The following is a 26,457-nucleotide window of genomic DNA, read 5'->3' on the forward strand; positions in this document are numbered from 1 at the left end:
CACAGGGGGAACTGTGGACGGAGTCGGTGTCACGGCCGACGGCCTCGGGCTCCGCGGGCCGCGCGGGTGGGCGTTCCGCGGCGTCGGCTTCCGGGCGGAGCCGGGCTCGCTGATCGTGATCGAGGGGCCGTCGGGGTCCGGCCGGACGAGCCTGCTGCTCGCGCTCACCGGCCGGATGAAGGCCACGGAGGGCACGGCGACGGTGGGCGCGGCACGGCTGCCCAAGCAGGCGGCCGCGGCCCGCAAGGTCAGCGCCCTGGCCCATGTCGCCGGGCTCACCGACCTGGAGCCGGCCCTCACCGTGGGCGAGCACCTGCGCGAACGGGCGCTGCTGGAGCGGCGGTTCTCCGGTTCCGTACGGCAACTGCTGCGCCCGCGCGCGGAGAAGGCCGCCGAGCTGGACGCGCGCGTGGACGACGCGCTCGCCGCCGCCGGGCTCGACCTGGAGGCGCTGCCCAAGGGAGCGCGGACGGCCGTCCGCGATCTGGAACGCCTGGAGGCGCTGCGGCTGTCGGTGGCGCTGGCCCTCATCGGCCGGCCGGGGCTGCTCGGCGTGGACGACGCCGACCTGAAACTGTCCGAGGGTGAACGCGCCGAGGTGCGCGCGCTGTTCGCGTCCCTCACCGCGGCCGGGACGACGGTCGTGGCGGTGGGCGGCGAGGCCCCCGAGGACGCGGTCCGGGTGACGACGTCCGGCCAGGACGGCGAGGCCGGCGCGGCCGACGTGACCGGGGCGACCGGGGCGACCGGGGCGGGGAACCCGGAACCGGCCGCGGCTTCCGAGGCGGAGGGCGGCACGGACGCAGCCCAGGACGGACATGGGGAAGACGGAAAGGCCGGGGAAGACGGGGAAGTCCCCGAGAACGCGGCTGAGACGGCGGACGCGGCGGACACGGACACGGACACCGGCACGACCGAGGCGACAGCTGAAGACACCCCCGCCGGCGCCCGCGACGACGACCCGAAGACCGAAGACGCGAAGACCGACGACCGGAACACCGGTGACAAGGAGGACCCGGCGGATGCGCTCCCCGAAACTGGCCGCGCTTGAGCTGCGCCGCTTCGGCCGGGGGCGCCTCCCCCGCGCCGCCCTGGTCGCGCTCCTGCTGCTGCCCCTGCTCTACGGCGCGCTGTACCTGTGGTCCTTCTGGGACCCCTACGGACGCCTCGACCGCATCCCCGTCGCGTTGGTCAACGACGACCGGGGGGCGAACGTCGGCGGCAGAAGGCTCACCGCGGGCGACGACATCACCGAGAGGCTGCGGGACAGCGCGACCTTCGAGTGGCACGAGGTGAGCGCCGCGCAGGCACGCGCGGGCGTGGAGGACGGGACCTACTACCTGTCGCTGACCATGCCGGCCGACTTCAGCCGGCGGATCGCCTCCAGCTCCGGCGAGACCCCCGAGACGAGCGCCCTCCAGGTCCGCACGAACGACGCGAACAACTACATCGTCGGGCAGATCTCGCGGACGGTCTTCAGCGAGGTGCGCACGGCCGCCTCGACGAAGGCCTCGCGCTCGTTCCTCGACAAGATCTTCATCTCGTTCTCCGACATCCACGGCAAGACCGAGAAGGCCGCCGACGGGGCCGACAAGCTGACCGGCGGCATCGACAAGGCCGAGAAGGGCTCCAAGGACCTCGCCGACGGGCTGAAGAACGCCAAGACGGGCAGCGACAAGCTGGCCAAGGCGCTGACGAAGCTCGACAAGGGCGCCGGCGACCTGGCGGACGCGTCGCGCAAGGTCGCGGACGGCACGCAGACGCTGGCCGACAAGGTCAACGGCATCGACGCCAAGGTGGGGCCGTACGTCGCGAAGAACGAGAAGACCATCGGGGACACCGCGCAACTCGTCGCGGACTCCGCCAAGGTGGTCGGCGGCCACCTCGCCACACTGGTGAAGGCCGCCCCGATCGCCGCCAAGGGCGCGCACACTGGCGCCGACACACTGGCCGGCGTCTACACGGCACGCTGCGAGACCCCGGTGCTGCCCGACCCGGCCTGCGCCGACCTGAAGAAGGCCAGGGACGCGGCCGCGGACGTCGTGCTGATAGCCGACGACGTCAACACGCTCATCGCCGACCAGAACGGCGACCTCAAGACGCTCCGCGCGAACCTCGCCCTCCTGCAGAAGCAGTCGCAGGCCCTCGCCGACCGCGCCCCGAACCTGTCCGAGGACCTCACCGACGCCGTGTCCAGGATCAACGAGCTGAACGAGGGGGCCGGGAAGGTCGCCGCCGGCGCGAAGAAGCTGCACACCGGGCTCGGCGCCGCCGACACCGGCGCGGGGAACCTCGACAAGGGCGTCGGCAAGCTGAAGACCGGCGCGGACGACCTCAACGGCGGCATCTTCAAGCTGGTCGACGGCTCGGGGAAGCTCGCCGGCGGACTGCACGACGGCGCCGAGCGGATCCCCGACTACGACGAACGGGCCCGCGACGCGCGCACCGCGGTCATGGCGGACCCGGTGCGGCTCGCCAACCAGGACCTGCACAAGGCGCCCAACTACGGCACCGGGTTCGCCCCGTACTTCATCCCGCTGTCCCTGTGGGTGGGCGCGATGGTGGCGTACATGCTGATCGCGCCGATGAACCGGCGGGCGCTCGCCGCCGGCGCCTCGGCGTGGCGGATCGCGCTGGCGGGCTGGCTGCCGGTGGTGGCGATCGGCGTGCTGCAGACGACCGCGCTGATGGCGGTGCTGCACTGGGCGGTCGGCCTGCGGATGGAGCGGGCCGCCGGGACGGTTGGCTTCCTCTTCCTGGTGACGGCGTGCTTCGCGGCGCTGATCCAGTGGCTCAACGCCCGCTTCGGCGCGGCCGGCCGCATCCTCGTGCTCGCGCTGCTGATGCTCCAGCTGACGTCGGCGGGCGGCACGTACCCGGTGCAGACCAGTCCCGGCTTCTTCAACGCGATCCACCCCTACCTGCCGATGAGTCACGTCGTGGACGCGCTGCGCCGGCTCATCACGGGCGGCGGCCTGGAACCGGTGTGGCAGGCGTGCGTGGTGCTCGTCGCGTTCACCGCGGGCGCCCTGGCGCTGACCGCGCTGTCCGCGAGGCGGCGCCAGGTGTGGACGCTGGACCGGCTGCACCCGGAGCTGAGCCTGTGAGCACGCGATCCCGCCCTCCGGCGAGCCGGGTACCTGTGACAATCGGGGGCATGGAAAGCACCACCACGCCGGGCGGCCGCACCCGCCGCGAGGCCACCCGGCAGAAGCTCTACGAGGCGGCCGTCACCCTCATCGCCGAGCAGGGCTTCTCCGCCACCACGGTGGACGAGATCGCCGAGCGGGCCGGGGTCGCCAAGGGCACGGTCTACTACAACTTCGCGAGCAAGTCGGTCCTCTTCGAGGAGCTGCTGCGGCACGGGGTGGGCCTGCTCACCGCCTCGCTGCGGGAGGCCGCCGAGCGCACCGCGCAGGAGGGCGGCAGCCGGGTCGACGCGCTGGACGCGATGATCCGCGCGGGCCTCGTCTTCATCGACCGCTATCCGGCGTTCACGCAGCTCTACGTGGCCGAGCTGTGGCGCACCAACCGGGCGTGGCAGTCCACGCTGATGGTGGTGCGGCAGGAGGCGGTGGCCGTCGTCGAGGGGGTGCTGCGGGAGGGCATCGAGGGCGGGGACTTCAGCGAGGAGATCGATGTGCAGCTGACCGCGGCCGCGCTGGTGGGCATGGTCCTGGTGGCCGCGCTGGACTGGCAGTCCTTCCAGCCGGAACGCTCGCTGGACGACGTCCACGCGGCGCTGTCCCGGCTGCTCCAGGGGCGGGTCAGCGGGCGCCCGTAGGGCGGCCGGTTCCCGGGGCGCTTCCCGTGCGCCCCGGGGATGAGCGCTCATGGCTGAGTACGCGTACCTAGTGGGAGAGATGAGTACGCGCGCGGATGGGTGCGGGTCCATGGGGACGGGAGAGTAAAGGCACGGGAAGGGGCACGGCACCGGCACCGCCGACACGGGGCGGCGGAACGGCGCCGGTCCTGGACCGCTCCTTCCGCCGGCCGGGTCGGCGGGAGCGAGGCACGGGGGGACCCGGGGGAACGACCGAACGGGGTAACGGGGGAAGCACGGGGAAGCGCCGGTGCGCGGTGGCTCACGGGGGACGTGGCCACCACGCACCGGCGCTTCCCTGCGATGCCCGGCGACCCGGCGACCCGGCGACCCGGCGACCCGGCGACGGAGTCGGCGTTCCGCTCCGGCCCGATGGAACGGGCCGGGGCCGTCACTGTCAGTCGCGGCCGATAAAGTCGCGGGCATGGCACGGATTGCGGTGATCGGCGCTGGGATGGGCGCGCTCGCGGCCGCCGCCCGGCTGGCCGTGGCAGGTCACCGGGTGGTGGTGTACGAGCGTACGGAGACGTACGGCGGTGCGGTGCGCCGCTTCGAGCGGGACGGGTTCGCCTTCGACACCGGGCCCGGTCTGCTCCCGCTGCCCGCGGTCTGGCGCGATCTGTTCGTCAAAACCGGCAAGGAGCCGCTGGAGGACCGCGTCGAGCTCGTGCAGGTCGACCCGTCCGCGCGCCATGTGTTCGCGGACGGCGTCGAGGTCGCCCTGCCGAACGCCTCGCGCGCGGGAGTCGTCGCCGCCCTGGAGGAGTCGCTCGGGGCGGGCGCGGGGAAGCGCTGGGGCGACTTCCTCGTCCGGGCCCGGGAGGCCTGGGACCGCACCCGCCGGCCGCTCCTGGAGGAGCCGCTGTGGGCGGACTGGTCGGTGCTGGGCGAGCGGGAGCCCTACCCTTCGGTCCCGCACAAGCGACTGCTGCGCACGCGGCGGGCCGGCACCCTGGCCGAGGTCGGCGCCTGGGAGCTGCGCGACGACCGGCTCGCCGCGCTGCTGGAGAGCCACGCGCTCGCGTACGGCCTGGATCCGCGCGTCACCCCGGCGAGCGCGGCCGTGCTGCCGTACATGGAGCACGCGTTCGGGATGTGGTACGTGCGCGGCGGGATGCGGGAGCTGGCCCGCGCGGTGTACGAGCGGTGTGTGGCCCGCCGGGTCGAGTTCGTCTTCGGCGCCGAGGTGACACGGGTGCTGGAGAAGGACGGCCGGGCGGCGGGCGTGGAGTTCACGGGCGGCACCGGTTCCGGGGCGTCCGGCCCGGGGGAAGGCACGGTCGCGGAGGCCGACTTCGTCCTCGCTCCGGGAGGGTTCCCGGGGCTCGCGCCGCGCGCCCACGGCGAGGTGGTGCCGCAGGCGGGCCTGCCGAGCCGTCTGACCGTGCTGCTGGCCCTGCGGGGCGGTCGTCCGGACGGGGCCGCCCATCGGACGGTGGTGCACACCGACGACCGCGAGGGCGAGTTGGAGAGCCTCTTCGGTACGGCGGCGGGGAAGCCGGCGCGCCCGACGGTCACGGTGCTGCGGCCCGGCGACCCGGCTCTGGTGCCGGACTCCGGCCATGAGGCGGTCGCCGTCAGCTGTGTGGTGCCCGCGGGGGCGGATGTGCCGGCCGACGCCGTCGAGCGGTTGATCGACGCCGCCGGGCGGGCCGTCCCCGGGCTGCGGGACCGCCTGCTGTGGAGCGAGGTGCGCACGCCCGCCGACATCGCGGACGAGACCGGCGCCGCGGGCGGCGCCGTCCCGGCGCCGGCGCTGGCCGCGGCCGGGGGGCGGCTGCTGCACCCGTCCAACTCCACCGGTGTGGAGGGCCTGTTCACCGTGGGCGGCTGGTCGCACCCGGGCGGCGGGCTGCCGCACGCCGGCATGTCAGGTGCGCTGGTGTCCGGACTGATCGTGGAAGGGCCCGAGTTCCGCGGCTCGCAGTGAGCGGGACGCGCGGACGCCGGAAGGTGAGCGGTCCGCGCGGGCGTCAGTACCGGTACTGCTGCTCGTCGTAGCCGTTCCCCTGATGCCGGCCGTCGCCCTGGTAGGGGTAGTGCTGGTCGGACGGCAGGTCGCCGCCCAGGGAGTCGTCGCTGCGCTGCTGCGGGACCCACACACCGCCGGAGGGGGTCTCCCCGTAGCCGCCGGAGCCGTACTGGTCCTGGCCGTAGCCCTGCTGCTGGCCGTACCCGGTGTCGTACGAGCCCGAGCCGTAGGTCTGGGTGCCGATGTAAGGGTCGGAGTAGGCGGCGTACTGCTGTTCGCCGGCGGAGTCGTAGCCGTACTGCTGCTGCCCGTACCCGGAGTAGCCGTCGTGGCCGTAGCCCTGGTCGGCGGTCTGGGCGGCCGTCGCGTACTGGTCCTGGGGCTGGGTGGCGGCCGCGTAGGCGGAGTCGCTGTACACGCCGTAGGAGCCGGTGTCGTCGGGCAGGGGCTGCGGCTCGTAGACGGCGGTGGATCCGGCGGTGCCGCGGGCGGCCGGGGTGAAGACGTCGTCGTGGTCGTCGTCGTAGGAGTCCGTGTCGCGGCCGTAGGACATGCGGTCCCCGCTGAACGGGGCGTCGGCGTCGTGACCGTGGGAGTCGGCGTCCTCCTCGGCCGTCTCCAGGCCGGAGACCTGAAGAACGGGGTCCTTGCGCTCGGCCCGGCCCCGGCGGCCCTTGACGGCCTCCGCGCCGGGACGGCTGACGGCCCAGCCGGCGGAGAAGCCGCGGCGGAACGACAGCGTCACATAGGTCTGGCCGACCGCGAACGCGGCGGCGCCCAGACCGATGACGATGACGTTGGGCATCAGCACGCCCAGCACCACGCCGAGGAAGCCGGCGAACGCCAGCAGCCGGTAGCGCAGGCGTGCCTTGTACTGAAGCAGCACCTCGCCGAGCAGCCACAGCGCGACGACGCCGAACGCGATGTAGAGGACCGTCCAGCCCATGTACGCCCCTCTCCCAGTGGCCGCACGCAGTGTGACGTATCACGGTGCGGCAGGTCTAGGCCTGCGGCGGGTGGTGCAGACCCAGGTTCTCGTAGATTTCCAGCGTCGCCGTGGAGTTGTTGAGCGTGATGAAGTGCAGTCCGGGCACTCCCTCGGCGAGAAGCCGAGCGCAGAACTCCGTGGCGAAGTCGATGCCAATGGAGCGTACAGCGGCCGGATCGTCTTTGGCTGTGAGGATGCGCTCTTTCAGCTCCGCCGGGAAGTGGGCGTTGCTGAGCTGGGGCAGCCTCTCCAGCATTTTCACGCTCGTCACCGGGAGGATCTCGGGGATCACCGGGGTCGGGCAGCCGGCCGCCCCCACCCGGTCGCGCAGCCGCAGGTAGGACTCGGGCTGGAAGAACATCTGGGTGATGGCGTAGTCGGCGCCGGCCCGGCACTTGTCGACGAAGTGCGCGACGTCCTTGTCCCAGTCGGCGGAGCGCGGGTGCATCTCGGGGAACGCGGCGACGCCGACGCAGAAGTCGCCCGACTCCTTGATGAGCCGGACGAGTTCGGCGGCGTAGGTCAGGCCGCTCGGGTGCGGCACCCACTCCCCCATGGGGTCGCCGGGCGGGTCGCCGCGCACGGCGAGCATGTTGCGGATCCCGGCGTCGGCGTACTGGCCGATGATGTTGCGCAGTTCGGCGACGGAGTGGTCCACGGCCGTGAGGTGCGCGACCGGGGTGAGGGTGGTGTCGACGACGATCTGCTGCGTCTCCTTCACCGTGGTCGCCCGGGTGGAACCGCCGGCGCCGTATGTCACCGACACGAAGTCCGGGGCGACCGCCTCGACCCTGCGGAGGGCGTTCCACAGACCGCGCTCGCCCTTGGGCGTCTTCGGCGCGTAGAACTCGAACGAGTAGGTCGTCTTGCCGGTGGCCAGGATGTCGCGCACGGTACGGGCGCGGTCGGTCCTGGTGGATGCGGTTCCGAGGGCCATACCCGCAGGTTAGTCAGGGCACGGCGGTGTCCCAACCAGATCCCGCAAATTTGCCCGATTTGCCGGACTGCTGTCCGCCCTTTGGACATTCGGCCGGACAATGCCGGACAGCCACCGGCCGGAAATCACGCCTTCCGCAGCCGCTCGGCGAACTCCGCCGCCGCGGCCCCGGGGTCGTCCGCCTCGGTGATCGCGCGCACGACGACGACCCGGCGGGCGCCGGCGTCCAGCACCTCGTCGAGGCGGGTGAGGTCGATGCCGCCGATGGCGAACCAGGGGCGATCCGTGCCGAGGGCGGCGGTGTGGCGGACCAGGTCGAGGCCGGGGGCGTGTCGGCCGGGCTTGGTGGGGGTGGGCCAGCACGGGCCGGTGCAGAAGTAGTCCACACCGTCTTGGACGGCGGCGGCCCGGGCCTCCGCCTCGGAGTGCGTGGAGCGGCCGACGAGGACGTCGTCGCCGAGGATCGCCCGGGCCGCGGGGACCGGCAGGTCGCCCTGGCCGAGGTGGAGGACGTCGGCGCCGGCGGCGTGGGCGACGTCCGCGCGGTCGTTGACCGCGAGCAGCCTGCCGTGCCGGGCGCAGGCGTCGGCGAACACCTTCAGGTGCTCCAGCTCCTCGGCCGCCTCCATCCCCTTGTCCCGCAACTGGACGATGTCGACGCCGGCGGCGAGGACCGCGTCCAGGAACTCCGGGAGGTCGCCCTGGCGCTTGCGGGCATCCGTGCACAGGTACAGACGGGCGTCGGCGAGGCGGGCGCGGGCGGTGTCGGGCATGCGTGGGTCCCCCGTGGGCGGCGGCCCGCGGGGGCCCGGAAGCCTCCGCAGGCCGGTCGGTCGTCCGGAACGTGCTGGTCAGACGGCGAGCGCCTGGGCGCGGCGCTTCACCTCCGTGCCGCGATTCTCGCTCAGGGCCTGGGCCGGCGTGCCGGGCAGGCTCTCGTCGGGAGTGAAGAGCCACTCCAGCATCTCTTCGTCCGTGAAGCCGTCGTCCCGCAGCAGCGTCAGGGTGCCCACGAGGCCCTTGACGACCTTGTCCCCGTCGATGAAGGCGGCGGGCACGTGCAGCGCGCGGTTCTCGCCGCGGCGCACGGCGATGAGCTGGCCCTCCTTGACCAGCTGCCGCACACGTGTCACTTCGACGTCGAGCATCTCTGCGATGTCGGGCAGGGTGAGCCAGGCGGGGACGAGAGCATCGATGTTTGCGTCAATCTCGGTCACGGGGTCAAGGGTAGGCGCTCGGGCCGGGTGGCCGCGATCGCTCCCCTGCCCGAACGCCGCACTCCCGGGGAGATCAGGCGGTCGCGTTCTTCAGCGGACGCGACGGGTCGGCCAGCGCGTCGACGTCCATACGGCTGCCCGCCTCGATCAGCCGTCTGCCCTGCGCCAGGTCGCGCGGGCGGCCCACGGCCAGCAGGGCGACCAGGCGCCCGTCGCGCAGCCAGCACACGCTCCAGGCCGGTCCTGCCGGGTCACCGCGCCACACCATGCGGTCGGCGGCGCCGTGGTGGCCGGCGTACTGGACGAAGCGGCCGAACTGCTCCGACCAGAAGTACGGCACCGGGTCGTAGGTCTCCAGGGGCTCCCCGGTGGGCTCGCCGAGGATGTTGGCGGCGACCGTGCGCGGGCCCTGGAGGGCGTTGTCCCAGTGGTGGACGAGGAGCCGCTCGCCGTAGCGCGCCGAGGGGAGGGAGGCGCAGTCGCCGACCGCGTACACGTCCGGCACGCTGGTGTGCAGATGGGAGTCGGCGAGGACCTCGCCGTGCGCGCCGAGCTCGATGCCCGAACCGGCCAGCCAGGCGGTCGCGGGGCGGGCGCCGATGCCGACCACGACCGCGCCGGCGGGCAGCCGCGCGCCGTCGTCGAGGACGACCTCGCCGGGTTCGACGCGCTCCACACGCGCGCGGGTGCGCAGTTCGGCGCCGCTGTCGGCGTACCAGCCGGCCATCGGGGCGGCGACCTCGGCGGGCAGGGCGCCCGCGAGCGGCCGGTCGGCGGCCTCGACGACGGTGACGGCGCAGCCGGCGTCGCGGGCGGCGGTGGCGAACTCCGCGCCGATCCAGCCGGCGCCGACGACCACGACGTCGTGCTGCCGGGCGAGGACGGGCCGCAGCCGTTCGGCGTCGTCCAGGGTGCGCAGCAGATGGACACCGGGCACGCCCTCGGCGCCGGGCAGCCGGATCGGTTCGGCGCCGGTGGCGAGGACCAGGACGTCGTAGGGGACCGGGCCCGCCTCGGTGTCCAGGACGTGTTCGGCGGGGCGCACGCCGAGGGCCTCGCTGCCGAGCCGCAGGCCGATGCCGAGGCCTTCGAAGTCGACGTCGAAGGCGGAGCCCTCGGCCTTCCCGAGCAGGACCGCCTTGGACAGCGGCGGCCGGTCGTAGGGCTGGTGGGGTTCGGCGCCGATCAGCGTCACCGTCCCGTCGAAGCCCTGCTCGCGCAGAGCGACCGCGGTCTGCACCCCGGCCATGCCCGCGCCGACGACGACCACGCGCCGCCCGGCCGTACCGACTTCGTCCCGTCTCTGCTCGCTCACCTGATCACCTTAGACAACTGACGGATTGTCAGTCAGCCGTCGTGCTCCGTGACCTGCTCCACAACGCTCGTCCCGCTGCCGGGCTGCGACTCCCACTCCCATGTCTCGTCGAGGCGGACCCGGCCGTCGGCCAGCTCCACCACCGTCGACACGCAGTGCCCCGAGGACGTCGTCCCGTCCTGCTTGAGCTGTACGTACCGGAAGTCGAGCAGGTCCCCGGCACGGGTACCCACCAGATGCCCTCTCACGACGTCGCCGCCCGCGTAGTCGGCCCAGATCACACCGTCGCGCTCGTGGTACGTAAAGCGGGTGCGGGTGCCGACCTGGCCGGGGGCCTGGTCGGCGACGGGGGCGAGGACGAGACCGTCGAGCGAGGGCGGCACGGGGTGGGACTCCCTTACTGAGACATGCGGGGCCGGGCTAGGGTGGCCAACCTAGAGCACTCGCGGGAGCCCGGACGCACCGGGCTGAGAGGGAGGCTGGCGGCCTCCGACCGTACGAACCTGATCCGGGTCATGCCGGCGAAGGGAGGGGCTGGACGCCCATGTCCGCACGTACGTCAGACGTCCTCGTCGTCGGGGGCGGAATCATCGGTCTGGTCACGGCGTGGCGGGCCGCGCAGCGCGGTCTGGTCACGGCGGTGGTGGATCCCGATCCGGGCGGCGGGGCCGCGCGGGTGGCGGCCGGGATGCTGGCCGCCGTCACCGAACTGCACCACGGCGAGCAGACGCTGCTCGGCCTGAACGTGGAATCGGCGCGCCGCTACCCGGAGTTCGCGGCCGAGCTGAGCGACCTCACCGGGCACGACCTCGGCTATCGGCGCTCGGGCACCCTCGCGGTGGCGCTGGACGCCGACGACCGGGCCCATCTGCGGGAACTGCACGCCCTGCAACAGCAGTCGGGGCTCACGTCACAGTGGCTGTCGGGGCGCGAGTGCCGGCGCCTGGAGCCGATGCTCGCCCCGGGCGTGCGCGGCGGGCTGCGCGTGGACGGCGACCACCAGATCGACCCGCGGCGGCTCGCGGGGGCGCTGGTGGCCGCGTGCGAGCGGGCGGGCGTGGTCTTCCACCGCCGCTGGGCCGAGCGGCTGTCCGTGGGGGGCGGCCGGGCCGACGGGGTCGTCACGGACGACGGGACGGCGCTGAAGGCGGGGCAGGTGGTGCTCGCGGGCGGAAGTCTGAGCGGGCGGCTCGCGGGCGTGCCGCGGGAGCTGCTGCCGCCGGTGCGGCCGGTGAAGGGGCAGGTGCTGCGGCTGACCGTGCCGCCCCGGTACGCGCCGTTCCTGAGCCGCACGGTACGGGCCGTGGTGCGCGGCAGCGACGTCTATCTGGTGCCGCGGGAGAACGGCGAGCTGGTCGTCGGCGCGACGAGCGAGGAGCTGGGCTGGGACACGACGGTGACGGCGGGCGGCGTCTACGAGCTGCTGCGCGACGCCCATGAGCTGATCCCCGGGATCAGTGAACTGCCCCTGACGGAGACGCGCGCGGGGCTGCGTCCCGCGTCGCCGGACAACGCGCCCCTGCTCGGGCCGAGCGGCCTGGACGGGCTGCTGCTGGCCACCGGTCACCACCGCAACGGCGTGCTGCTCACGCCGGTGACCGGGGACGTGCTGGCGCACGTCCTGACCACGGGTGAACTTCCCGACCTGGCCCGCCCGTTCACACCCCGGCGCTTCGGCGCCGCCGCACTCTCGGAGCAGCCCGCATGAACATCCACGTCAACGGTGAGCGGCGGGAGGTCGCCGCCGGCACCGCGCTCGACGCCGTCGTACGGTCCCTGACGGCGGCGCCCTCCGGGGTGGCCGCCGCGCTGAACGAGACCGTCGTCCCGCGCGCGCGGTGGTCCGCCACGGCCCTCGCCGAGGGGGACCGGGTGGAAGTCCTCACGGCCGTCCAGGGAGGCTGAGCCATGGCTGACGATCCCCTCGTCCTCGGCGCTGCGACGCTGTCGTCCCGGCTGATCATGGGCACGGGCGGTGCGCCCAGCCTGGAGGTGCTGGAGCGGGCGCTGATCGCGTCCGGGACCGAGCTGACGACGGTCGCCATGCGCCGGGTGGACCCCTCGGTGCACGGGTCGGTGCTGTCGGTGCTCGACCGGCTCGGGATACGGGTGCTGCCGAACACGGCGGGGTGCTACACGGCCGGGGAGGCGGTGCTGACGGCGCGGCTGGCGCGGGAGGCGCTCGGGACGGACCTGGTGAAGCTGGAGGTCATCGCGGACGAGCGGACGCTGCTGCCGGATCCGGTGGAGCTGCTCGACGCGGCGGAGACACTGGTCGACGACGGGTTCACGGTGCTGCCTTACACGAACGACGATCCGGTGCTGGCGCGGAAGCTGGAGGACGTGGGGTGCGCGGCGGTGATGCCGCTGGGGTCACCGATCGGGTCCGGGCTCGGGATCCGCAATCCGCACAACTTCCAGCTGATCGTGGAGCACGCGGGGGTGCCGGTGATTCTGGACGCGGGGGCGGGTACGGCGTCGGATGTGGCGCTGGCGATGGAGCTGGGTTGTGCGGGGGTGATGCTGGCGTCGGCGGTGACGCGTGCGGCGGATCCCGAGCGGATGGCTCGCGCGATGCGGGCGGGGGTGGAGGCGGGGCGGTTGGCGCGGCTGGCGGGGCGCATTCCCCGGCGGTACTTCGCTGCGGCGTCTTCTCCTGCGGAGGGGTTGGCCTCGCTGGACCCTGAGCGTCCTGCGTTCTGACCGTGGGGACGGTCCCGTTTCCTCTCTCCCACCCGCGCACCGCCCGTTCACCGTCAGGAGAAAGGTGAACGTCGCCCGTGGGGGCTGAGCGCCGTCGGCGGCGTTCCGTCCCCGGGCGGAGGCGGGGCGCCCGGGGGCGAGCGCCGTCGGGGCTCTCCGTCTCGGGGCGGGAGGCGGACGTGGGGCTCTCCGTCTCGGGGCGGGAGGCGGACGTGGGGCTCTCCGTCTCGGGGCGGGAGGCGGACGTGGCCCGGAGGGCCGAGCGCCATCGGCGGGGTTTCGTCTCGGGGCGGGAGTCGGTGGGGGCCCGGGGGCTGGGCGCCGTCGGGGGCTTTCCGTCCCGGGGGCATGGGGTGCGTCACAGGTCCGCTGCAGTGCGGTGGTGGGTGGGGTGGGGGTGTCGGTGGGGGCTCGTAGACTCGCTGCGTGGACACGACCCTTCAGGACCCTCTCGTCGGGCAGGTGCTCGACGGGCGCTATCGCGTCGAGGCGCGGATCGCGGTCGGCGGGATGGCCACGGTCTACCGGGCCGTGGACACCCGCCTCGACCGCGTGCTCGCACTCAAGGTGATGCATCCGGCCCTCGCGAGCGACGCCTCCTTCGTCGAGCGTTTCATCCGGGAGGCCAAGTCCGTCGCCCGGCTCGCCCACCCCAACGTCGTCCAGGTGTTCGACCAGGGGACGGACGGGGCGTACGTGTACCTCGCCATGGAGTACATCGCCGGCTGCACGCTGCGCGATGTGCTGCGCGACCGGGGCGCGCTCCAGCCGAGGGCCGCGCTGGACATCCTGGAGCCCGTGCTCGCCGCGCTCGGCGCAGCGCACCGGGCCGGGTTCGTGCACCGGGACATGAAGCCCGAGAACGTGCTCATAGGGGACGACGGACGGGTCAAGGTCGCCGACTTCGGTCTCGTGCGCTCCGTGGACACCGTCACCAGCACCACCGGCGCCGTCCTCGGCACCGTGTCCTACCTGGCGCCCGAGCAGATCGAGCACGGCACGGCCGACGCGCGCGTGGACGTGTACGCGTGCGGCATCGTGCTGTACGAGATGCTCACCGGCGACAAGCCGCACGAGGGCGGCACCCCCGCCGTCGTGCTGTACAAGCATCTCCATGACGACGTGCCCCCGCCCTCGGCCGTCGTTCCGGGTCTGGCCTACGCGCTGGACGAGCTGGTCGCCTCGGCGACCGCCCGCAACGCGGACGTGCGCCCGTACGACGCCGTGGCGCTGCTCTCCCAGACCCGCGCGGCGCGCGCCGCGCTCACCGAGGAGCAGCTGGACGCCTCGCCCCCGCAGGCCCTGTCCGCGGAGCACGACAACGCCGAGGACCGCACGAGCGTGATCCCGCGCTCCCTCACGGTCCCCAGGCCCCTGCCCGTCGGCGAGAACGACCCGGCCGCCCAGGCCGGCGGAGGCGGCGACGGGCTCGACCGGACGTCCCGGTTCCGCAGCCCGCCTCCGCTGCCGCCGCAGCGCCGGTCGCTGCCGCCCAGGGGCCGGACGGTGGCGATCGTCACCCTGGTCCTGCTGGTCCTCGGCGTCGGCGCGGGCGTCTGGTACATCAACTCCGGGCAGTTCACCAAGGTCCCGGCGGTGCTGACCCAGACCGAGGAGCGGGCCAGGCAGCGGCTGGAGGCGGCCGGGCTGGAGGCCGGCACCACGAAGCACGAGTTCAGCGACACGGTCGCCCGCGGCACGGTCATCTCCACCGACCCCGGACCGGGGGCCCGCATCCGCAAGAACGACACGGTGACGCTCGTCGTGTCCGACGGGCCAGAGACCGTGAAGGTGCCGTACCTGAAGGGCTTCCGGCTGGCCAGGGCCAAGGCCCAGCTGAAGGACGACAGCCTGGAACCGGGCATGGTCACCCAGGAGTTCAGCGAGGACGTCCCCAAGGGCGCCGTCATCCGCAGCGACCCCGAAGCGGGCACCGAGCGCCGTGCGGGGACCGCGGTCGCCCTCGTCGTCAGCAAGGGCAGCCCGGTCGACGTCCCGGAGGTCGTCGGCGACAGCCTGGCCGACGCCCGGGCCGCGCTGGCGGAGGCCGGCCTGAAGGTGAAGGTCGCCGCCGGGCAGGTCAACTCCGAGTACGACAAGGGCCAGGTCGCCGCCCAGTCGCCGGGGCCGGAGAAGCAGGTCGCCGAGGGCGACACCGTGACGCTGACGCTGTCCAAGGGGCCGGAGATGGTCGAGGTCCCGGACGTGGTCGGCTCCAGCGTCGACGACGCCAAGCGGCAGCTGGAGCAGGCCGGGTTCGGGGTCAAGGAGGACAGGGGTCTGCTGGGGCTGTTCGGGGACACCGTGAAGGAGCAGTCGGTGGAGGCCGGGGAGTCGGCGCCCAAGGGGTCGACCATCACGATCACCATCCGGTGACCTGGCGGTCCCGGGGGCGTGACACCCTGGGCGGGTGAGTCCTCAAGCGTCACCGTTCCCCTCCCGCAACCCCGTCGGCGGCCATGTCCCCGTGGCCGGCGGCCTGCACTCGGTCGGGGTGGCCTACGCCCGCGAACTGCAGGCCGAGGCGGTCCAGGTCTTCGTCGCCAACCCGCGCGGCTGGGCGACCCCCGCCGGGAACCCGCGGCAGGACGAGGCGTTCCGGGAGGCGTGCGCGACCACGTCGACGCCGGCGTACGTGCACGCGCCGTATTTGATCAACTTCGGCTCGCACACCGAGGCGACGGTCGAGAGGTCGGTGGAGTCGCTGCGGCACTCGCTGCGCCGGGGGCGGGAGATCGGCGCGCTGGGCGTGGTCGTGCACACGGGCAGCGCGACGGGCGGACGGGACCGGTCGGTGGCGCTGAAGCAGGTGCGGGAGCACATGCTTCCGCTGCTGGAGGAGCTGACGCACGACGACGACCCGTGGCTGCTGCTGGAGGGCACGGCCGGCCAGGGCTCCTCGCTGTGCTCGCGGACCTGGGACTTCGGCCCGTACTTCGAGGCGCTGGACGCCCACCCCAAGCTCGGCGTCTGCCTGGACACCTGTCATGTCTTCGCCGCCGGGCACGATCTGACCGGCCCGTCCGGTATGCACCAGACCCTCGATCTGCTGGTGGACACCGTCGGCGAGGGACGGCTGAAGCTGATCCACGCCAACGACTCCAAGGATGTGGTCGGCGCGCACAAGGACCGGCACGAGAACATCGGGTCCGGCCACATAGGCGAGGATCCGTTCCGCGCCCTGATGACCCACCCGGCCACCGTCGGCGTGCCGCTCGTCATCGAGACGCCCGGCGGCAAGGAAGGCCACGCGGCGGACGTGGAGCGGCTGAAGAAACTCCGGGACGGCTGAGGAGCCGGCCAAGGACTCCGGGACGGCTGAGCAGCCGGCCACGGACTCCGGGACGGCCGAGGGCCGGCTACAGCTCCGGTCCCTCCCCCGGTTCCTCCTGGTAGGAGTACCGCTGCTCCCGCCACGGGTCGCCGATGTTGTGGTAGCCGCGCTCCTCCCAGAAGCCGCGGCGGTCGGCGGTCATGTACTCCACGCCGCGGACCCACTTCGGGCCCTTCCAGGCGTACAGATGGGGGACGACCAGGCGGAGCGGGAAGCCGTGTTCGGCGGTGAGGAGTTCGCCGTCCTTGTGGGTGGCGAAGATCGTGCGGTCGGAGGCGAAGTCCGACAGGCGCAGGTTGGAGCTGAAGCCGTACTCCGCCCACACCATCACATGGGTGACGTCGGGGGCGGGCGGCGCGATGTCCAGGATGGTGCGGGCCGGGATCCCGCCCCATTCGGCGCCGAGCATGCTGAACTTCGTCACGCAGTGCAGGTCGGCGACGACGGTGGTGTGCGGGAGGGCCGTGAACTCCTCGTGGTTCCAGCTCCGCTTGCCTCCGTCGGCGGTGGCGCCGAAGACGCTGAACTCCCAGCGCTCCGGACGGAACTTGGGCACCGGGCCGTAGTGGGTGACCGGCCAGCCCCGCTGCAGTCGCTGCCCCGGCGGAAGCTCGGACACTGCTGCTTCTCCCGTTTCCCGCTCCACCGGCTGACCCATGGCTCCATCCTGACAGACCCCGGACACCGCCCCTCACCCGCCATGGGCGGAAACGGGCAATCAGCACTGAGCCTGGACTAACTTACTAAGTACGCACTTACTGGACGATCTTCGACCAGCGGTGAAATCATGCGGCGGCAACCTCCTGATTCCCCACGTGGAAGGAGCCCCGCGATGCAGGGCGACCCCGAGGTCATCGAGTTCCTGAACGAACAGCTCACCGCCGAGCTCACCGCGATCAACCAGTACTTCCTGCACGCGAAGATGCAGGAGAACTTCGGCTGGACGCGGCTCGCGAAGTACACCCGGCACGAATCGTTCGACGAGATGAAGCACGCGGAGGTGCTCACCGACCGCATCCTGTTCCTGGACGGCCTGCCGAACTACCAGCGGCTGTTCCATGTGCGCGTGGGCCAGACGGTGAAGGAGATGTTCGAGGCCGACCGGCAGATCGAGGTGGAGGCCATCGACCGCCTCCGGCGCGGGATCCAGGTGATGCGCGAGAAGGGCGACATCACGTCCGCCAACATCTTCGAGTCGATCCTCGCGGACGAGGAGCACCACATCGACTACCTCGACACCCAGCTGGAGCTGGTGGAGAAGCTCGGCGAGGCGCTCTACATCGCGCAGCTCATCGAGCAGCCGGAGAGCTGAGCCGCCGCCGCGGGGCTAGCGCACGTACTAGGCCGCTTCGTCGAGGCGGGCGGTGAGCACCTGCTCACCCTGGTCCGCCTGCTCCCGGCGCGGACAGGTGCCGCGGCCGAGGATCGCCTGGATACGACGTACACAGGACCCGCAGTCCGTGCCGGCCTTGCAGGCGGAGGCGATCTGGCGCGGGGTGCAGGCGCCGTTCTCCGCGTGCTGCTGGACCTGCGCTTCCGTCACCTGGAAGCAGCTGCAGACGAACACGCGGATCCACCTCCCGCCGGGATTGATTGCTGTCGCCGTCCCGTTGATCGGTGAGGCTAACCTAACCTTACCCGGGGCTCAGGAGGCGCAAAAGTGGAGGGGGCGCGGATCGTATGTGATCCGCGCCCCACCCTCCGCCCGTCACGGGCGGATCACTACTGGTCCCGGTACATCTCCGCGACGAGGAAGGCCAGGTCGAGCGACTGGCTGCGGTTGAGCCGCGGGTCGCAGGCCGTCTCGTAGCGCTGGTGCAGGTCGTCGACGAAGATCTCGTCACCGCCGCCCACGCACTCGGTGACGTCGTCGCCGGTCAGCTCCACATGGATGCCGCCCGGGTGGGTGCCGAGCGCCTTGTGGACCTCGAAGAAGCCCTTGACCTCGTCGAGCACGTCGTCGAAACGGCGCGTCTTGTGCCCGGAGGCCGCCTCGAAGGTGTTGCCGTGCATCGGGTCGGTCACCCAGGCGACGGTCGCGCCCGAGGCGGTGACCTTCTCGACCAGCTCGGGCAGCTTGTCGCGGACCTTGTCGGCGCCCATGCGGACGATGAAGGTCAGCCGGCCCGGCTCCCGGTCCGGGTCGAGTCGCTCGATGTACTGCAGCGCGTCCTCGGCCGTCGTCGTCGGGCCGAGCTTGATGCCGATCGGGTTGCGGATCCTGGAGGCGAACTCGATGTGCGCGTGGTCCAGCTGCCGGGTGCGCTCACCGATCCACACCATGTGCCCGGAGACGTCGTAGAGCAGGCCGGTGCGGGAGTCGACGCGGGTGAGCGCGGACTCGTAGTCGAGCAGCAGCGCCTCGTGCGAGGAGTAGAACTCGACGGTCTTGAACTCCTCCGGGTCGACCCCGCAGGCGTGCATGAAGTTCAGCGCGCTGTCGATCTCGCGCGCGAGCTGCTCGTAGCGCTGGCCGGACGGGGAGGAGCGCACGAAGTCCTGGTTCCAGGCGTGCACCTGGCGCAGGTCGGCGTAGCCGCCGGTGGTGAAGGCGCGCACCAGGTTCAGCGTGGAGGCGGAGGCGTGGTACATCCGCTTCAGCCGCTCCGGGTCGGGGACGCGGGCGGCCTCGGTGAAGTCGAAGCCGTTGACGGAGTCGCCCCGGTAGGTGGGCAGGGTCACCCCGTCACGGGTCTCGGTGGGCTTGGAGCGCGGCTTGGAGTACTGGCCGGCGATCCGCCCGACCTTCACCACGGGCACGGACGCGGCGTACGTCAGCACGGCGCCCATCTGCAGGAGCGTCTTCAGCTTGTTGCGGATGTGGTCGGCGGACACCGCGTCGAAGGCCTCGGCGCAGTCGCCGCCCTGGAGAAGGAACGCCTCTCCCTTGGCGACGGCCGCCATCCGGGCGCGCAGCTGGTCGCACTCGCCCGCGAAGACGAGCGGCGGATACGACTCGAGGTCCGCGATCACTGCGCGCAGAGCCTCGGTGTCGGGGTACTCGGGCTGCTGCGCCGCGGGCAGGTCTCGCCAGGTGTTGCCAGCGCTCGCGCTGGACTTAGCGTTCACGGTCACGCACTCAACCCTACGGGGTCACCCCGCGCGTCCATCCCCATGCCCAACAAATGAGACGAAGCGCGCTCCGACGCGGCCGGATCGGGACGGTCCCCGCAACGGGGGACCGTCCCGGTCCGGCAGGGCGTCAGTGCAGGTTCTGCACCGCCGGGTCGGTGAAGCCGACGGCGAAGACGGTGCGCAGCGACATCGATGCGGCGCCGTTGTAGTTCAGACAGGCGTCGCCGGCGCCCGTGGCCGGCTTGAAGTCCTCCGGGTACGCCGCCTTGAGCGACGCGCTCGGGCAGATGTGCTCGGTCAGGCCCCACAGCTCGTCCACCGGATCCGTGCCGAGCCTGGGCCAGTAGCTGAGGGCCTGGGGGGTGCCCACCGCCCAGTTCCCGGTGGCGAGGTCGCCGCTGGTGCAGGCCGTCGGGGTGCGGGTGTCGCCGGCCCAGGTGTGCGAGAAGACGGCGGGCTTCGTGCCGCAGCCCTTGTGGAAGTCGAAGTGCAGCAGACCCTGGTCGTCCGTCCAGGTCATGCCGCCCTGGAGGCCCCGGTACCGGGAGGCGGCGTAGGCGTCCTGGATCACCGTCTTGCCGCCGGAGAGGTTGAGCAGCCCCGGGTAGGTCGCGGAGTCGGCCGGGTTCAGCTGGTAGCGCACCACGCGTCCGCCGTCGGCCTTGCCGAACCACTCGCCGGTGACCAGCTTGAAGGGGCCGCCGCCGGTCTTGTCGAGCGAGAGCCACGAGTAGCACAGCGAGTTCGCGTCGGGCACCCCGTTCACGGCGTCCTCGCTGCACGCGCCGGAGGGCGGCGCCGAGGCCTGCTTGTAGTAGTGCACCTGCGGCATCACGTACGGGTAGCCGCAGGCGCTGGACCTGCCGCCGTTGATGCCGGACGTGCTGACGCCGGAGCCGTAGACGTCGACCTTGGCGAGCTTCTTCATGTCGAAGACGCGGATGCCGCCGGTGGTGTCGGTGACGTAGATGTAGTTGGAGTACCAGACGATCCCGCCGGCGTGGCCGGTGACGAACGTGAAGTTCGAGGCGGCGGACGAGGTGCTGGTGGGCTGGGCGAGCAGCACGTGCCGGTACTTGCCGGTGTCCCGGTCGATGAGGCTCAGCTTGAGCAGGTTGTCGGTGCGGCAGCCGGTCGTGTCGGCGGCGGCGTCGCGTTCGTACGTGTTGTAGTGCCAGGCGACCGCCAGGGCGCGCTTGCCGTCGATGGCGCCGTCGCCCCCGTCGGCGGTGCCCGTGCTGCTCATGCCCTGCGGCCACCAGCGGCCCGTGTCGTCGTCGCCGTGGGCCGACGACCAGCACCAGGAGACCTTGCGGGTGACCGGCGGCAGCGCCTTGGTCTCGTTACCCTCGCAGGCCCGCATCGAGCGCAGGTTCATCCAGGGGTCGGCCGCGCCGGAGGAGTTGGTCGTGTAGTCGGTGGTGAGCACCTGCTCCAGGCTGGCGTGCTGCGTGAGGTGGTTGGCGTAGAGGTTGTTCGTCGCGGCGACGTAGCTCGTGTCGGTCATCTTGAACCGGTCGCCGCTGAGCGCCAGTTTCGTCATCGTCGGCTGGTCCACGGCTGTCGCGGCCGGCCCGGTGAGGCCGGAGAACAGCGCGGCCGCCGCGGCGACGAAGGCCAACGGCCTCAGTCTGCTCGTCAAAGACACACCCACCCCTTTGGTTCTGGTCTGGAACACGTCAAGCAGACGTGATCATAGGCCGGATCCGAAGCAGTGAAGCGCGTGCCGCGGCGGGGCCCGTGGGGTAGGGTGCGGCGCATGTTCGCGCATTCGACCCACACCCGGAACTGGTGGTGGACCGCTCATCCGGCGGCCCACTGACTGCGCGTACGCACGACGTCGCGAAGGCCGCCCGAGGGCGGCCTTCGGCGTTTTCCCCGCCGGTCGTCCTCCCGGCCCCGCACCTTCCCGCCTCCCCCTCCCCCGCTTCACCCGGTGCACCTGAGAGGACCCACGGACCATGAATCTGCTGGACCTGACGCACGACTCCCGCCCCTTCGCGCTGCTGCGCCGGCGCGCCCCTGGCCACGACGAGCAGACCGTGGAGCTGCTCGTCGGCCCGGTCACCACCCACGAACGTCTCGCCGACCTGCCCGACGAGGGCCTCGCGCTCGTGCCCTTCCGCCAGATCCGCGAGCGCGGCTTCGACGTCCGCGACGACGGCACCCCGCTGGCCTTCCTGACCCCGGAGGAGCGCCACGAGATCCCGCTCGCCGTCGCCCTGGAGCAGCTGCCCGCGCACGGGGTGCGCGTCGAAGGCGGCGCCTTCGACGTCGGCGACGAGGAGTACGCGCGGATCGTCGAGCGGGTGCTGCGGGACGAGATCGGACGCGGCGAGGGCGCGAACTTCGTCATCCGGCGGACCTTCGAGGGGCGGATCGCCGGCTTCTCCAGGGCCGACGCGCTCGCTCTGTTCCGGCGGCTGCTGGAGGGCGAGCGGGGCGCGTACTGGACGTTCGTCGTGCACACCGGGGAGCGGGTGCTGGTGGGCGCGAGTCCCGAGGTGCACGTGCGGATGTCCGGCGGCACGGTCGTGATGAACCCGATCAGCGGGACGTACCGCTATCCGGCCGAGGGGCCGAGCCCCGAGCGTCTGCTGGACTTCCTCGGCGACGGCAAGGAGATCGAGGAGCTGTCGATGGTCGTCGACGAGGAGCTGAAGATGATGTGCACCGTCGGCGACATGGGCGGGGTGGTGGTCGGGCCCCGGCTGAAGGAGATGGCGCACCTCGCGCACACCGAGTACGAGCTGCGCGGCCGGTCCTCCCTGGACGTGCGGGAGGTGCTGAGGGAGACGATGTTCGCGGCGACGGTGACCGGGTCGCCGGTGCAGAACGCCTGCCGGGTCATCGAACGCCACGAGCCCCTCGGGCGGGACGGGACCGCCCGCGGCTACTACGCGGGCGCGCTGGCGCTGCTCGGGCGGGACTCGGGCGGGGCGCAGACCCTCGACTCCCCCATCCTCATCCGCACCGCCGACATCGACGCGTCCGGACGGCTGCGGGTGCCGGTCGGGGCCACGCTGGTGCGCGGCTCGGACCCGGCGGGCGAGGTGGCGGAGACGCACGCCAAGGCGGCCGGCGTGCTCGCGGCCCTCGGCGTACGGCCGGGCAGGCCGCGGGAGGAGGGCGTACGGGCCGGGCTGGCCGACGACCCCCGGGTACGGGCGGCGCTGGACGGCCGGCGGGCCTCGCTGGCGCCGTTCTGGCTGCGCATGCAGGAGCAGGCGCGGGACCTCGGCTCTCACGCGCTCGTCGTCGACGGCGAGGACACCTTCACGGCGATGCTCGCGCACGTGCTGCGCTCGGCCGGGTTCACGGTGTCGGTCCGGCGCTACGACGAGCCGGGGCTGCGGGAGGCGGTCCTCACGCACGAGGGCCCGGTGGTGCTGGGTCCGGGCCCGGGCGACCCGTCCGATCTGGCCGACCCGAAGATGCGGCTCCTGCGGGAGCTGACCGCGCGGGTGATCCGGGAGCACCGGCACGGGGTCCTCGGCGTCTGCCTGGGCCACGAGCTGATCGCGGCGGAGCTGGGGCTGGACATCGTACGCAAGGAGGTCCCGTACCAGGGGGCTCAGACGACGGTGGACTTCTTCGGGCGTGAGGAGACCGTCGGGTTCTACAACAGCTTCGTGGCGCGGTGCGACGACGACGCCCGGCAGGAGCTGACCGCGCACGGCGTCGAGGTGAGCCGGGCGGACAACGGCGAGGTGCACGCCCTGCGCGGCGCGGGCTTCGCGGGCGTGCAGTTCCACCCGGAATCGGTGCTGACCCTCAACGGATCGGCGATCGTTGGGGAGTTGATGGAGGCGTTGCGGCCGGCCGGTCAGGCGGTGGGTGAGAACGGCTGGGGCGTGTTTCGAAAGTAGCGTCGTCCGCCCGCAGGGCGGGGCTCGCGGCGTCCGGTGCTGGGGGCACCTCCCACGCCTTTCAGGCAGTGGGGGAGCATCGCAAGGCGGAGGGTCGTCCGCGTGCTGGTTGCACGCGGGCGATCCCGACGACGCGGCGAGGCGCCGTGCCAGACGCCGAGAGCCCGGGGGTACTTCCCACGTCCTCAAGGCAGTGGGGGAGGGACTTTCGAAACACGCCCTACCCGAAGAAGACACCGGCCTCGGCGTACAGTGCGGGATCCACCGTCTTGAGCCGGGCCGTCGCCTCCGCGAGCGGGACGCGGACGATGTCCGTGCCCCGCAGGGCGACCATCGTGCCGAAGTCCCGTTCGTGGACGGCGTCGACGGCATGCAGGCCGAACCGGGTGGCGAGCCAGCGGTCGTAGGCGCTGGGCGTGCCCCCGCGCTGCACGTGTCCGAGGACCGTGGTGCGGGCCTCCTTGCCGGTGCGCTCCTCGATGCGACGGGCCAGCCACTCGCCGACGCCGGAGAGCCGCACATGCCCGAAGGGGTCCAGCGAGCGGTCCTTGAGGACCATGCCGCCGTCCCTGGGCACCGCGCCCTCGGCGACGACCACGATCGGCGCGTAGGAGGACCGGAAGCGGGAGGTCACCCAGGCGCACACCTGGTCGACGTCGAAGGGCTGCTCGGGGATCAGGATGACGTTGGCGCCGCCGGCCAGGCCCGAGTGCAGGGCGATCCAGCCGGCGTGGCGGCCCATCACCTCCACGACGAGGACGCGCATGTGCGACTCGGCTGTGGTGTGCAGGCGGTCGATGGCCTCGGTGGCGATGCCGACCGCGGTGTGGAAGCCGAAGGTGTAGTCGGTGGCCGACAGGTCGTTGTCGATGGTCTTCGGCACGCCGACGCAGGACACGCCGTGCTTCTCGCCCAGGCGCGCGGCGACGCCGAGCGTGTCCTCGCCGCCGATGGCGACGAGGGCGTCGACCCCGTCGCGGGCGAGGGTGTCGCGGATGCGGCGGACGCCGTCCTGCTCGTGCAGGGGGTTGGTCCGCGAGGAGCCGAGGACGGTGCCGCCCCGGGGCAGGATGCCGCGCACCGCCGGGATGCCGAGGGGGACCGACACCCCTTCGAGCGGCCCCCGCCAGCCGTCGCGGTAGCCGACGAACTCATGGCCGTGTTCCTGGACGCCCTTGCGGACCACGGCTCGGATGACGGCGTTGAGGCCGGGGCAGTCGCCGCCCCCGGTCAGTACTCCGACGCGCATGACGGGTCCCCTCGCCGTGAGCCGAGACTGCCTGACGAAGGGTCAGTGTCGCGCGCGACTCACTCGTCGTCGAGGCCGCGCTCTATGGCGTACCGGACGAGTTCGACGCGGTTGTGCAGCTGGAGCTTGCCGAGGGTGTTCTGCACGTGGTTCTGGACCGTGCGGTGGGAGATGACGAGGCGTTCGGCGATCTGCTTGTAGCTCAGGCCCTTGGCGACGAGGCGCAGCACCTCGGTCTCCCGGTCGGTGAGCCGGGGTGCGTCCGGTTCGCCGGCGCCGGCGGCGGGCGCGGGCTCGGAGGCGAGGCGGCGGTACTCGCCGAGCACGAGACCGGCGAGGCCCGGGGTGAACACCGGGTCGCCGACGACGGTGCGCTGCACCGCGTCCACCAGTTCCTCCGTGGACGCCGACTTCAGCAGGTAGCCGGTCGCGCCGGACTTCACCGCCTCCAGCACGTCGGCGTGCTCGCCGCTCGCGGACAGCACCAGGACGCGCAGCGCCGGGTTGGCGGCGACGACCTCCTTGCAGACCTGCACGCCCGGCTTGGCGGGCAGGTTCAGGTCCAGGACGAGCACGTCCGGTGTGGTGGCCCGGGCGCGGCGCACCGCCTGCTCGCCGTCGCCGGCGGTGGCGACCACGTCGAAGCCGGACTCCGTGAGGTCCCGGGCGACGGCGTCCCGCCACATCGGGTGGTCGTCGACCACCATCACCCTGATCGGGCCCTGTACGTCGCTCATCGCCGTCCTGCCTTCCCCGGCTCGATGTTCCCCTGCGGCGCCTTCGGCACCGTCAGTTCGACCTCCGTGCCCTGGCCGGGCGTCGAGATCAGTTCGGCGCTGCCGCCGAGGTCGCGCAGCCGGCCCCGGATCGACTGGGCCACGCCGAGCCGTCCCTCGTCCTCGGCCTGCGCGAGCCGTCCTTCCGGGATGCCGGGGCCGTCGTCCCGCACGGTGATGATCACCTGGTCGGGCTCGTCCTCGACCAGGATCCACGCGCGCGCGTCCGGCCCGGCGTGCCGTCGGACGTTGTCCAGCGCGGCCCCGACGGCCGCCGCCACCTCCCGCCCGGCGGGCGGCGCGAGGAGCACCGGGGCGCCGGGCTCGGCGAGGGCGACCCGGGCGGCGGCGAAGGGAGCGAGCAGGGTGCGCAGGTCGACAGGCCCGGTGTCCTCGTCGCCGGCGGGCTCGTCCACGATCCGTACGACGGCGCCCTCGGCCTCGTCCTCCGAGACCCGGGAGACCGGCACCAGCCCGCCGGACACCAGCGTGCGCAGCGCCACCTCCTGCTCGCCGGCCATCCGGCCCAGCTCGGCCGCCTCGCCGCCGATGACCGCGCCGCGCCGCTGCACCATGGCCAGCACCTGGAGCACGCTGTCGTGGATGTCCCGGGCTAGCCGCTCCCGTTCCCGGGTCGCGGCCTCGATCTCCAGGGCGCGGGCGAGGGTGCGCTCGGAGGCACGGGCGACCTCGACGACGTAGCCGATGGCGATGGCGGCGACCCAGACGAGGATCACGTTGTGCACGGTGTCGTGGGCCGGGGCGCCGCGTTCGACGAGGTTGGCGACGGCGACGGGGGTGGAGGCGAACACCGCCCAGCGCCAGCCGCCCTTGACGGCGAACGCGAGGACCGAGCCGGCGGTCCATATCGACGGCAGGGTGGGGCCGCCCTCGACGATCCGCTGGTGGGTGTCGGCGAGCGGGGTGAGCAGGATGCCGGTGAGGGCGATGGCGAGGTCGACGCCGAGGAAGGGCTTGGTGCAGGCGGCGGCGTTCTGGACGCGGGGCAGGGTGGCGAGCGTCCAGACGCTCAGCACGGCGTAGTAGCCGACGGCGATGCCGGGGCGGACGAACTCGTCGTAGGCGGTGGCGAACAGGCCGAGCGCGTACAGCAGCGTCAGCACCCGGTAGGCGGTGAGCGCGCGCCACAGCGGCAGCTCGACCGACATCCGCATGACTGCCTCGCGTCTGGCCATGTC

25 protein-coding genes and 1 riboswitch are annotated in these 26,457 nt (G+C 72.6%); of the genes, 12 read left to right on the forward strand and 13 right to left on the reverse strand.

Annotated elements, in window-relative coordinates; all coding sequences use genetic code 11:
* Positions 1-13 precede the first annotated feature (13 nt).
* The 4 genes from ACIOC0_RS26630 (at position 14) to ACIOC0_RS26645 (ending at position 5,753) form a co-directional block, all read left to right on the forward strand.
* Positions 14-1,051, forward strand: coding sequence for an ATP-binding cassette domain-containing protein (locus ACIOC0_RS26630; protein WP_402158092.1), 1,038 nt, complete (start codon positions 14-16; stop codon positions 1,049-1,051).
* On the forward strand, positions 1,023-3,107 hold the full coding sequence (locus ACIOC0_RS26635) for a YhgE/Pip family protein (RefSeq protein WP_402158093.1): 2,085 nt from the start codon (positions 1,023-1,025) through the stop codon (positions 3,105-3,107). The genes ACIOC0_RS26630 and ACIOC0_RS26635 overlap by 29 nt, the downstream gene beginning before the upstream one ends.
* A 50-nt stretch (positions 3,108-3,157) precedes the next feature.
* A complete protein-coding gene (locus ACIOC0_RS26640; protein WP_402158095.1) occupies positions 3,158-3,784 on the forward strand; it encodes a TetR/AcrR family transcriptional regulator in 627 nt (208 codons plus the stop codon).
* Positions 3,785-4,247: 463 nt separating this feature from the next.
* A complete protein-coding gene (locus tag ACIOC0_RS26645) occupies positions 4,248-5,753 on the forward strand; it encodes a phytoene desaturase family protein (protein WP_402158096.1) in 1,506 nt (501 codons plus the stop codon).
* 43 nt (positions 5,754-5,796) lie between these two features.
* On the opposite strand, the gene ACIOC0_RS26650 is transcribed toward ACIOC0_RS26645, so the two are convergent.
* From ACIOC0_RS26650 to ACIOC0_RS26675, 6 genes are all read right to left on the reverse strand, one after another.
* Entirely contained in the window at positions 5,797-6,741 is a 945-nt protein-coding gene (locus ACIOC0_RS26650) for a hypothetical protein (RefSeq protein WP_402158097.1), read from the reverse strand.
* 55 nt (positions 6,742-6,796) lie between these two features.
* Positions 6,797-7,720 (reverse strand): methylenetetrahydrofolate reductase [NAD(P)H], encoded by a 924-nt coding sequence (gene metF, locus ACIOC0_RS26655; protein WP_402158098.1) that lies wholly within the window; start codon positions 7,718-7,720, stop codon positions 6,797-6,799.
* 125 nt (positions 7,721-7,845) lie between these two features.
* Positions 7,846-8,493, reverse strand: coding sequence for a thiamine phosphate synthase (thiE, locus tag ACIOC0_RS26660; RefSeq protein WP_402158100.1), 648 nt, complete (start codon positions 8,491-8,493; stop codon positions 7,846-7,848).
* 78 nt (positions 8,494-8,571) lie between these two features.
* Entirely contained in the window at positions 8,572-8,937 is a 366-nt protein-coding gene (locus ACIOC0_RS26665) for an Rv2175c family DNA-binding protein (RefSeq protein ID WP_402158102.1), read from the reverse strand.
* A gap of 73 nt (positions 8,938-9,010) precedes the next feature.
* Complete coding sequence (locus ACIOC0_RS26670; protein WP_402158223.1) at positions 9,011-10,207, reverse strand: NAD(P)/FAD-dependent oxidoreductase; 1,197 nt, start codon at positions 10,205-10,207, stop codon at positions 9,011-9,013.
* A 77-nt stretch (positions 10,208-10,284) separates the two neighbouring features.
* Entirely contained in the window at positions 10,285-10,635 is a 351-nt protein-coding gene (locus ACIOC0_RS26675) for a hypothetical protein (protein ID WP_402158103.1), read from the reverse strand.
* Between the two features lie 52 nt (positions 10,636-10,687).
* Positions 10,688-10,799: riboswitch (TPP riboswitch) on the forward strand.
* Here ACIOC0_RS26675 and thiO point away from each other — a divergent pair.
* The 5 genes from thiO (at position 10,797) to ACIOC0_RS26700 (ending at position 16,247) form a co-directional block, all read left to right on the forward strand.
* A complete protein-coding gene (thiO, locus tag ACIOC0_RS26680; protein ID WP_402158105.1) occupies positions 10,797-11,960 on the forward strand; it encodes a glycine oxidase ThiO in 1,164 nt (387 codons plus the stop codon). Its footprint overlaps the riboswitch before it by 3 nt.
* Complete coding sequence (gene thiS / locus ACIOC0_RS26685) at positions 11,957-12,157, forward strand: sulfur carrier protein ThiS (protein WP_351093235.1); 201 nt, start codon at positions 11,957-11,959, stop codon at positions 12,155-12,157. The genes thiO and thiS overlap by 4 nt, the downstream gene beginning before the upstream one ends.
* A 3-nt stretch (positions 12,158-12,160) precedes the next feature.
* Positions 12,161-12,955, forward strand: a complete 795-nt coding sequence (locus ACIOC0_RS26690; protein ID WP_402158108.1) for a thiazole synthase — start codon at positions 12,161-12,163, stop codon at positions 12,953-12,955.
* A gap of 426 nt (positions 12,956-13,381) precedes the next feature.
* Positions 13,382-15,331, forward strand: coding sequence for a Stk1 family PASTA domain-containing Ser/Thr kinase (gene pknB, locus ACIOC0_RS26695; RefSeq protein ID WP_402158109.1), 1,950 nt, complete (start codon positions 13,382-13,384; stop codon positions 15,329-15,331).
* Between the two features lie 34 nt (positions 15,332-15,365).
* Positions 15,366-16,247, forward strand: a complete 882-nt coding sequence (locus ACIOC0_RS26700; protein ID WP_130437190.1) for a deoxyribonuclease IV — start codon at positions 15,366-15,368, stop codon at positions 16,245-16,247.
* Between the two features lie 67 nt (positions 16,248-16,314).
* Here the strand turns inward: ACIOC0_RS26700 and ACIOC0_RS26705 are convergent, their stop codons facing one another.
* Entirely contained in the window at positions 16,315-16,947 is a 633-nt protein-coding gene (locus ACIOC0_RS26705; RefSeq protein WP_130437189.1) for a sulfite oxidase-like oxidoreductase, read from the reverse strand.
* Between the two features lie 174 nt (positions 16,948-17,121).
* On the opposite strand from ACIOC0_RS26705, the gene bfr reads away from it, so the two are divergent.
* Positions 17,122-17,601, forward strand: coding sequence for a bacterioferritin (bfr, locus tag ACIOC0_RS26710; protein ID WP_351093242.1), 480 nt, complete (start codon positions 17,122-17,124; stop codon positions 17,599-17,601).
* A gap of 27 nt (positions 17,602-17,628) precedes the next feature.
* Here bfr and ACIOC0_RS26715 read toward each other — a convergent pair whose 3' ends face one another.
* From ACIOC0_RS26715 to ACIOC0_RS26725, 3 genes are all read right to left on the reverse strand, one after another.
* Positions 17,629-17,856, reverse strand: a complete 228-nt coding sequence (locus ACIOC0_RS26715; RefSeq protein WP_402158111.1) for a bacterioferritin-associated ferredoxin — start codon at positions 17,854-17,856, stop codon at positions 17,629-17,631.
* Between the two features lie 155 nt (positions 17,857-18,011).
* On the reverse strand, positions 18,012-19,364 hold the full coding sequence (locus ACIOC0_RS26720) for a class II 3-deoxy-7-phosphoheptulonate synthase (RefSeq protein ID WP_402158113.1): 1,353 nt from the start codon (positions 19,362-19,364) through the stop codon (positions 18,012-18,014).
* Between the two features lie 127 nt (positions 19,365-19,491).
* Positions 19,492-20,985, reverse strand: a complete 1,494-nt coding sequence (locus ACIOC0_RS26725; RefSeq protein WP_402158114.1) for a hypothetical protein — start codon at positions 20,983-20,985, stop codon at positions 19,492-19,494.
* Positions 20,986-21,123: 138 nt separating this feature from the next.
* Here ACIOC0_RS26725 and ACIOC0_RS26730 point away from each other — a divergent pair, with 138 nt between their 5' ends.
* On the forward strand, positions 21,124-21,186 hold the full coding sequence (locus tag ACIOC0_RS26730; protein WP_351093427.1) for a trp operon leader peptide: 63 nt from the start codon (positions 21,124-21,126) through the stop codon (positions 21,184-21,186).
* 139 nt (positions 21,187-21,325) lie between these two features.
* Entirely contained in the window at positions 21,326-23,233 is a 1,908-nt protein-coding gene (locus ACIOC0_RS26735) for an anthranilate synthase family protein (protein WP_402158116.1), read from the forward strand.
* A gap of 220 nt (positions 23,234-23,453) precedes the next feature.
* Here ACIOC0_RS26735 and ACIOC0_RS26740 read toward each other — a convergent pair whose 3' ends face one another.
* Genes ACIOC0_RS26740 through macS form a run of 3 tightly spaced genes read right to left on the reverse strand, consistent with a single transcriptional unit; the run spans position 23,454 to position 26,454 of the window.
* Positions 23,454-24,482, reverse strand: coding sequence for a 6-phosphofructokinase (locus ACIOC0_RS26740; RefSeq protein WP_402158117.1), 1,029 nt, complete (start codon positions 24,480-24,482; stop codon positions 23,454-23,456).
* Positions 24,483-24,541: 59 nt separating this feature from the next.
* The gene (locus tag ACIOC0_RS26745) at positions 24,542-25,219 is read right to left on the reverse strand and encodes a response regulator (RefSeq protein WP_402158119.1); all 678 of its coding nucleotides are present in this window, start codon (positions 25,217-25,219) and stop codon (positions 24,542-24,544) included.
* On the reverse strand, positions 25,216-26,454 hold the full coding sequence (gene macS / locus ACIOC0_RS26750) for a MacS family sensor histidine kinase (protein ID WP_402158121.1): 1,239 nt from the start codon (positions 26,452-26,454) through the stop codon (positions 25,216-25,218). The genes ACIOC0_RS26745 and macS overlap by 4 nt, the downstream gene beginning before the upstream one ends.
* Between the last annotated feature and the right edge of the window lie 3 nt (positions 26,455-26,457).

Origin of the sequence: Streptomyces sp. NPDC088254 (genome assembly GCF_044740925.1) — a bacterium.
Taxonomy (GTDB): Bacteria; Actinomycetota; Actinomycetes; order Streptomycetales; family Streptomycetaceae; genus Streptomyces.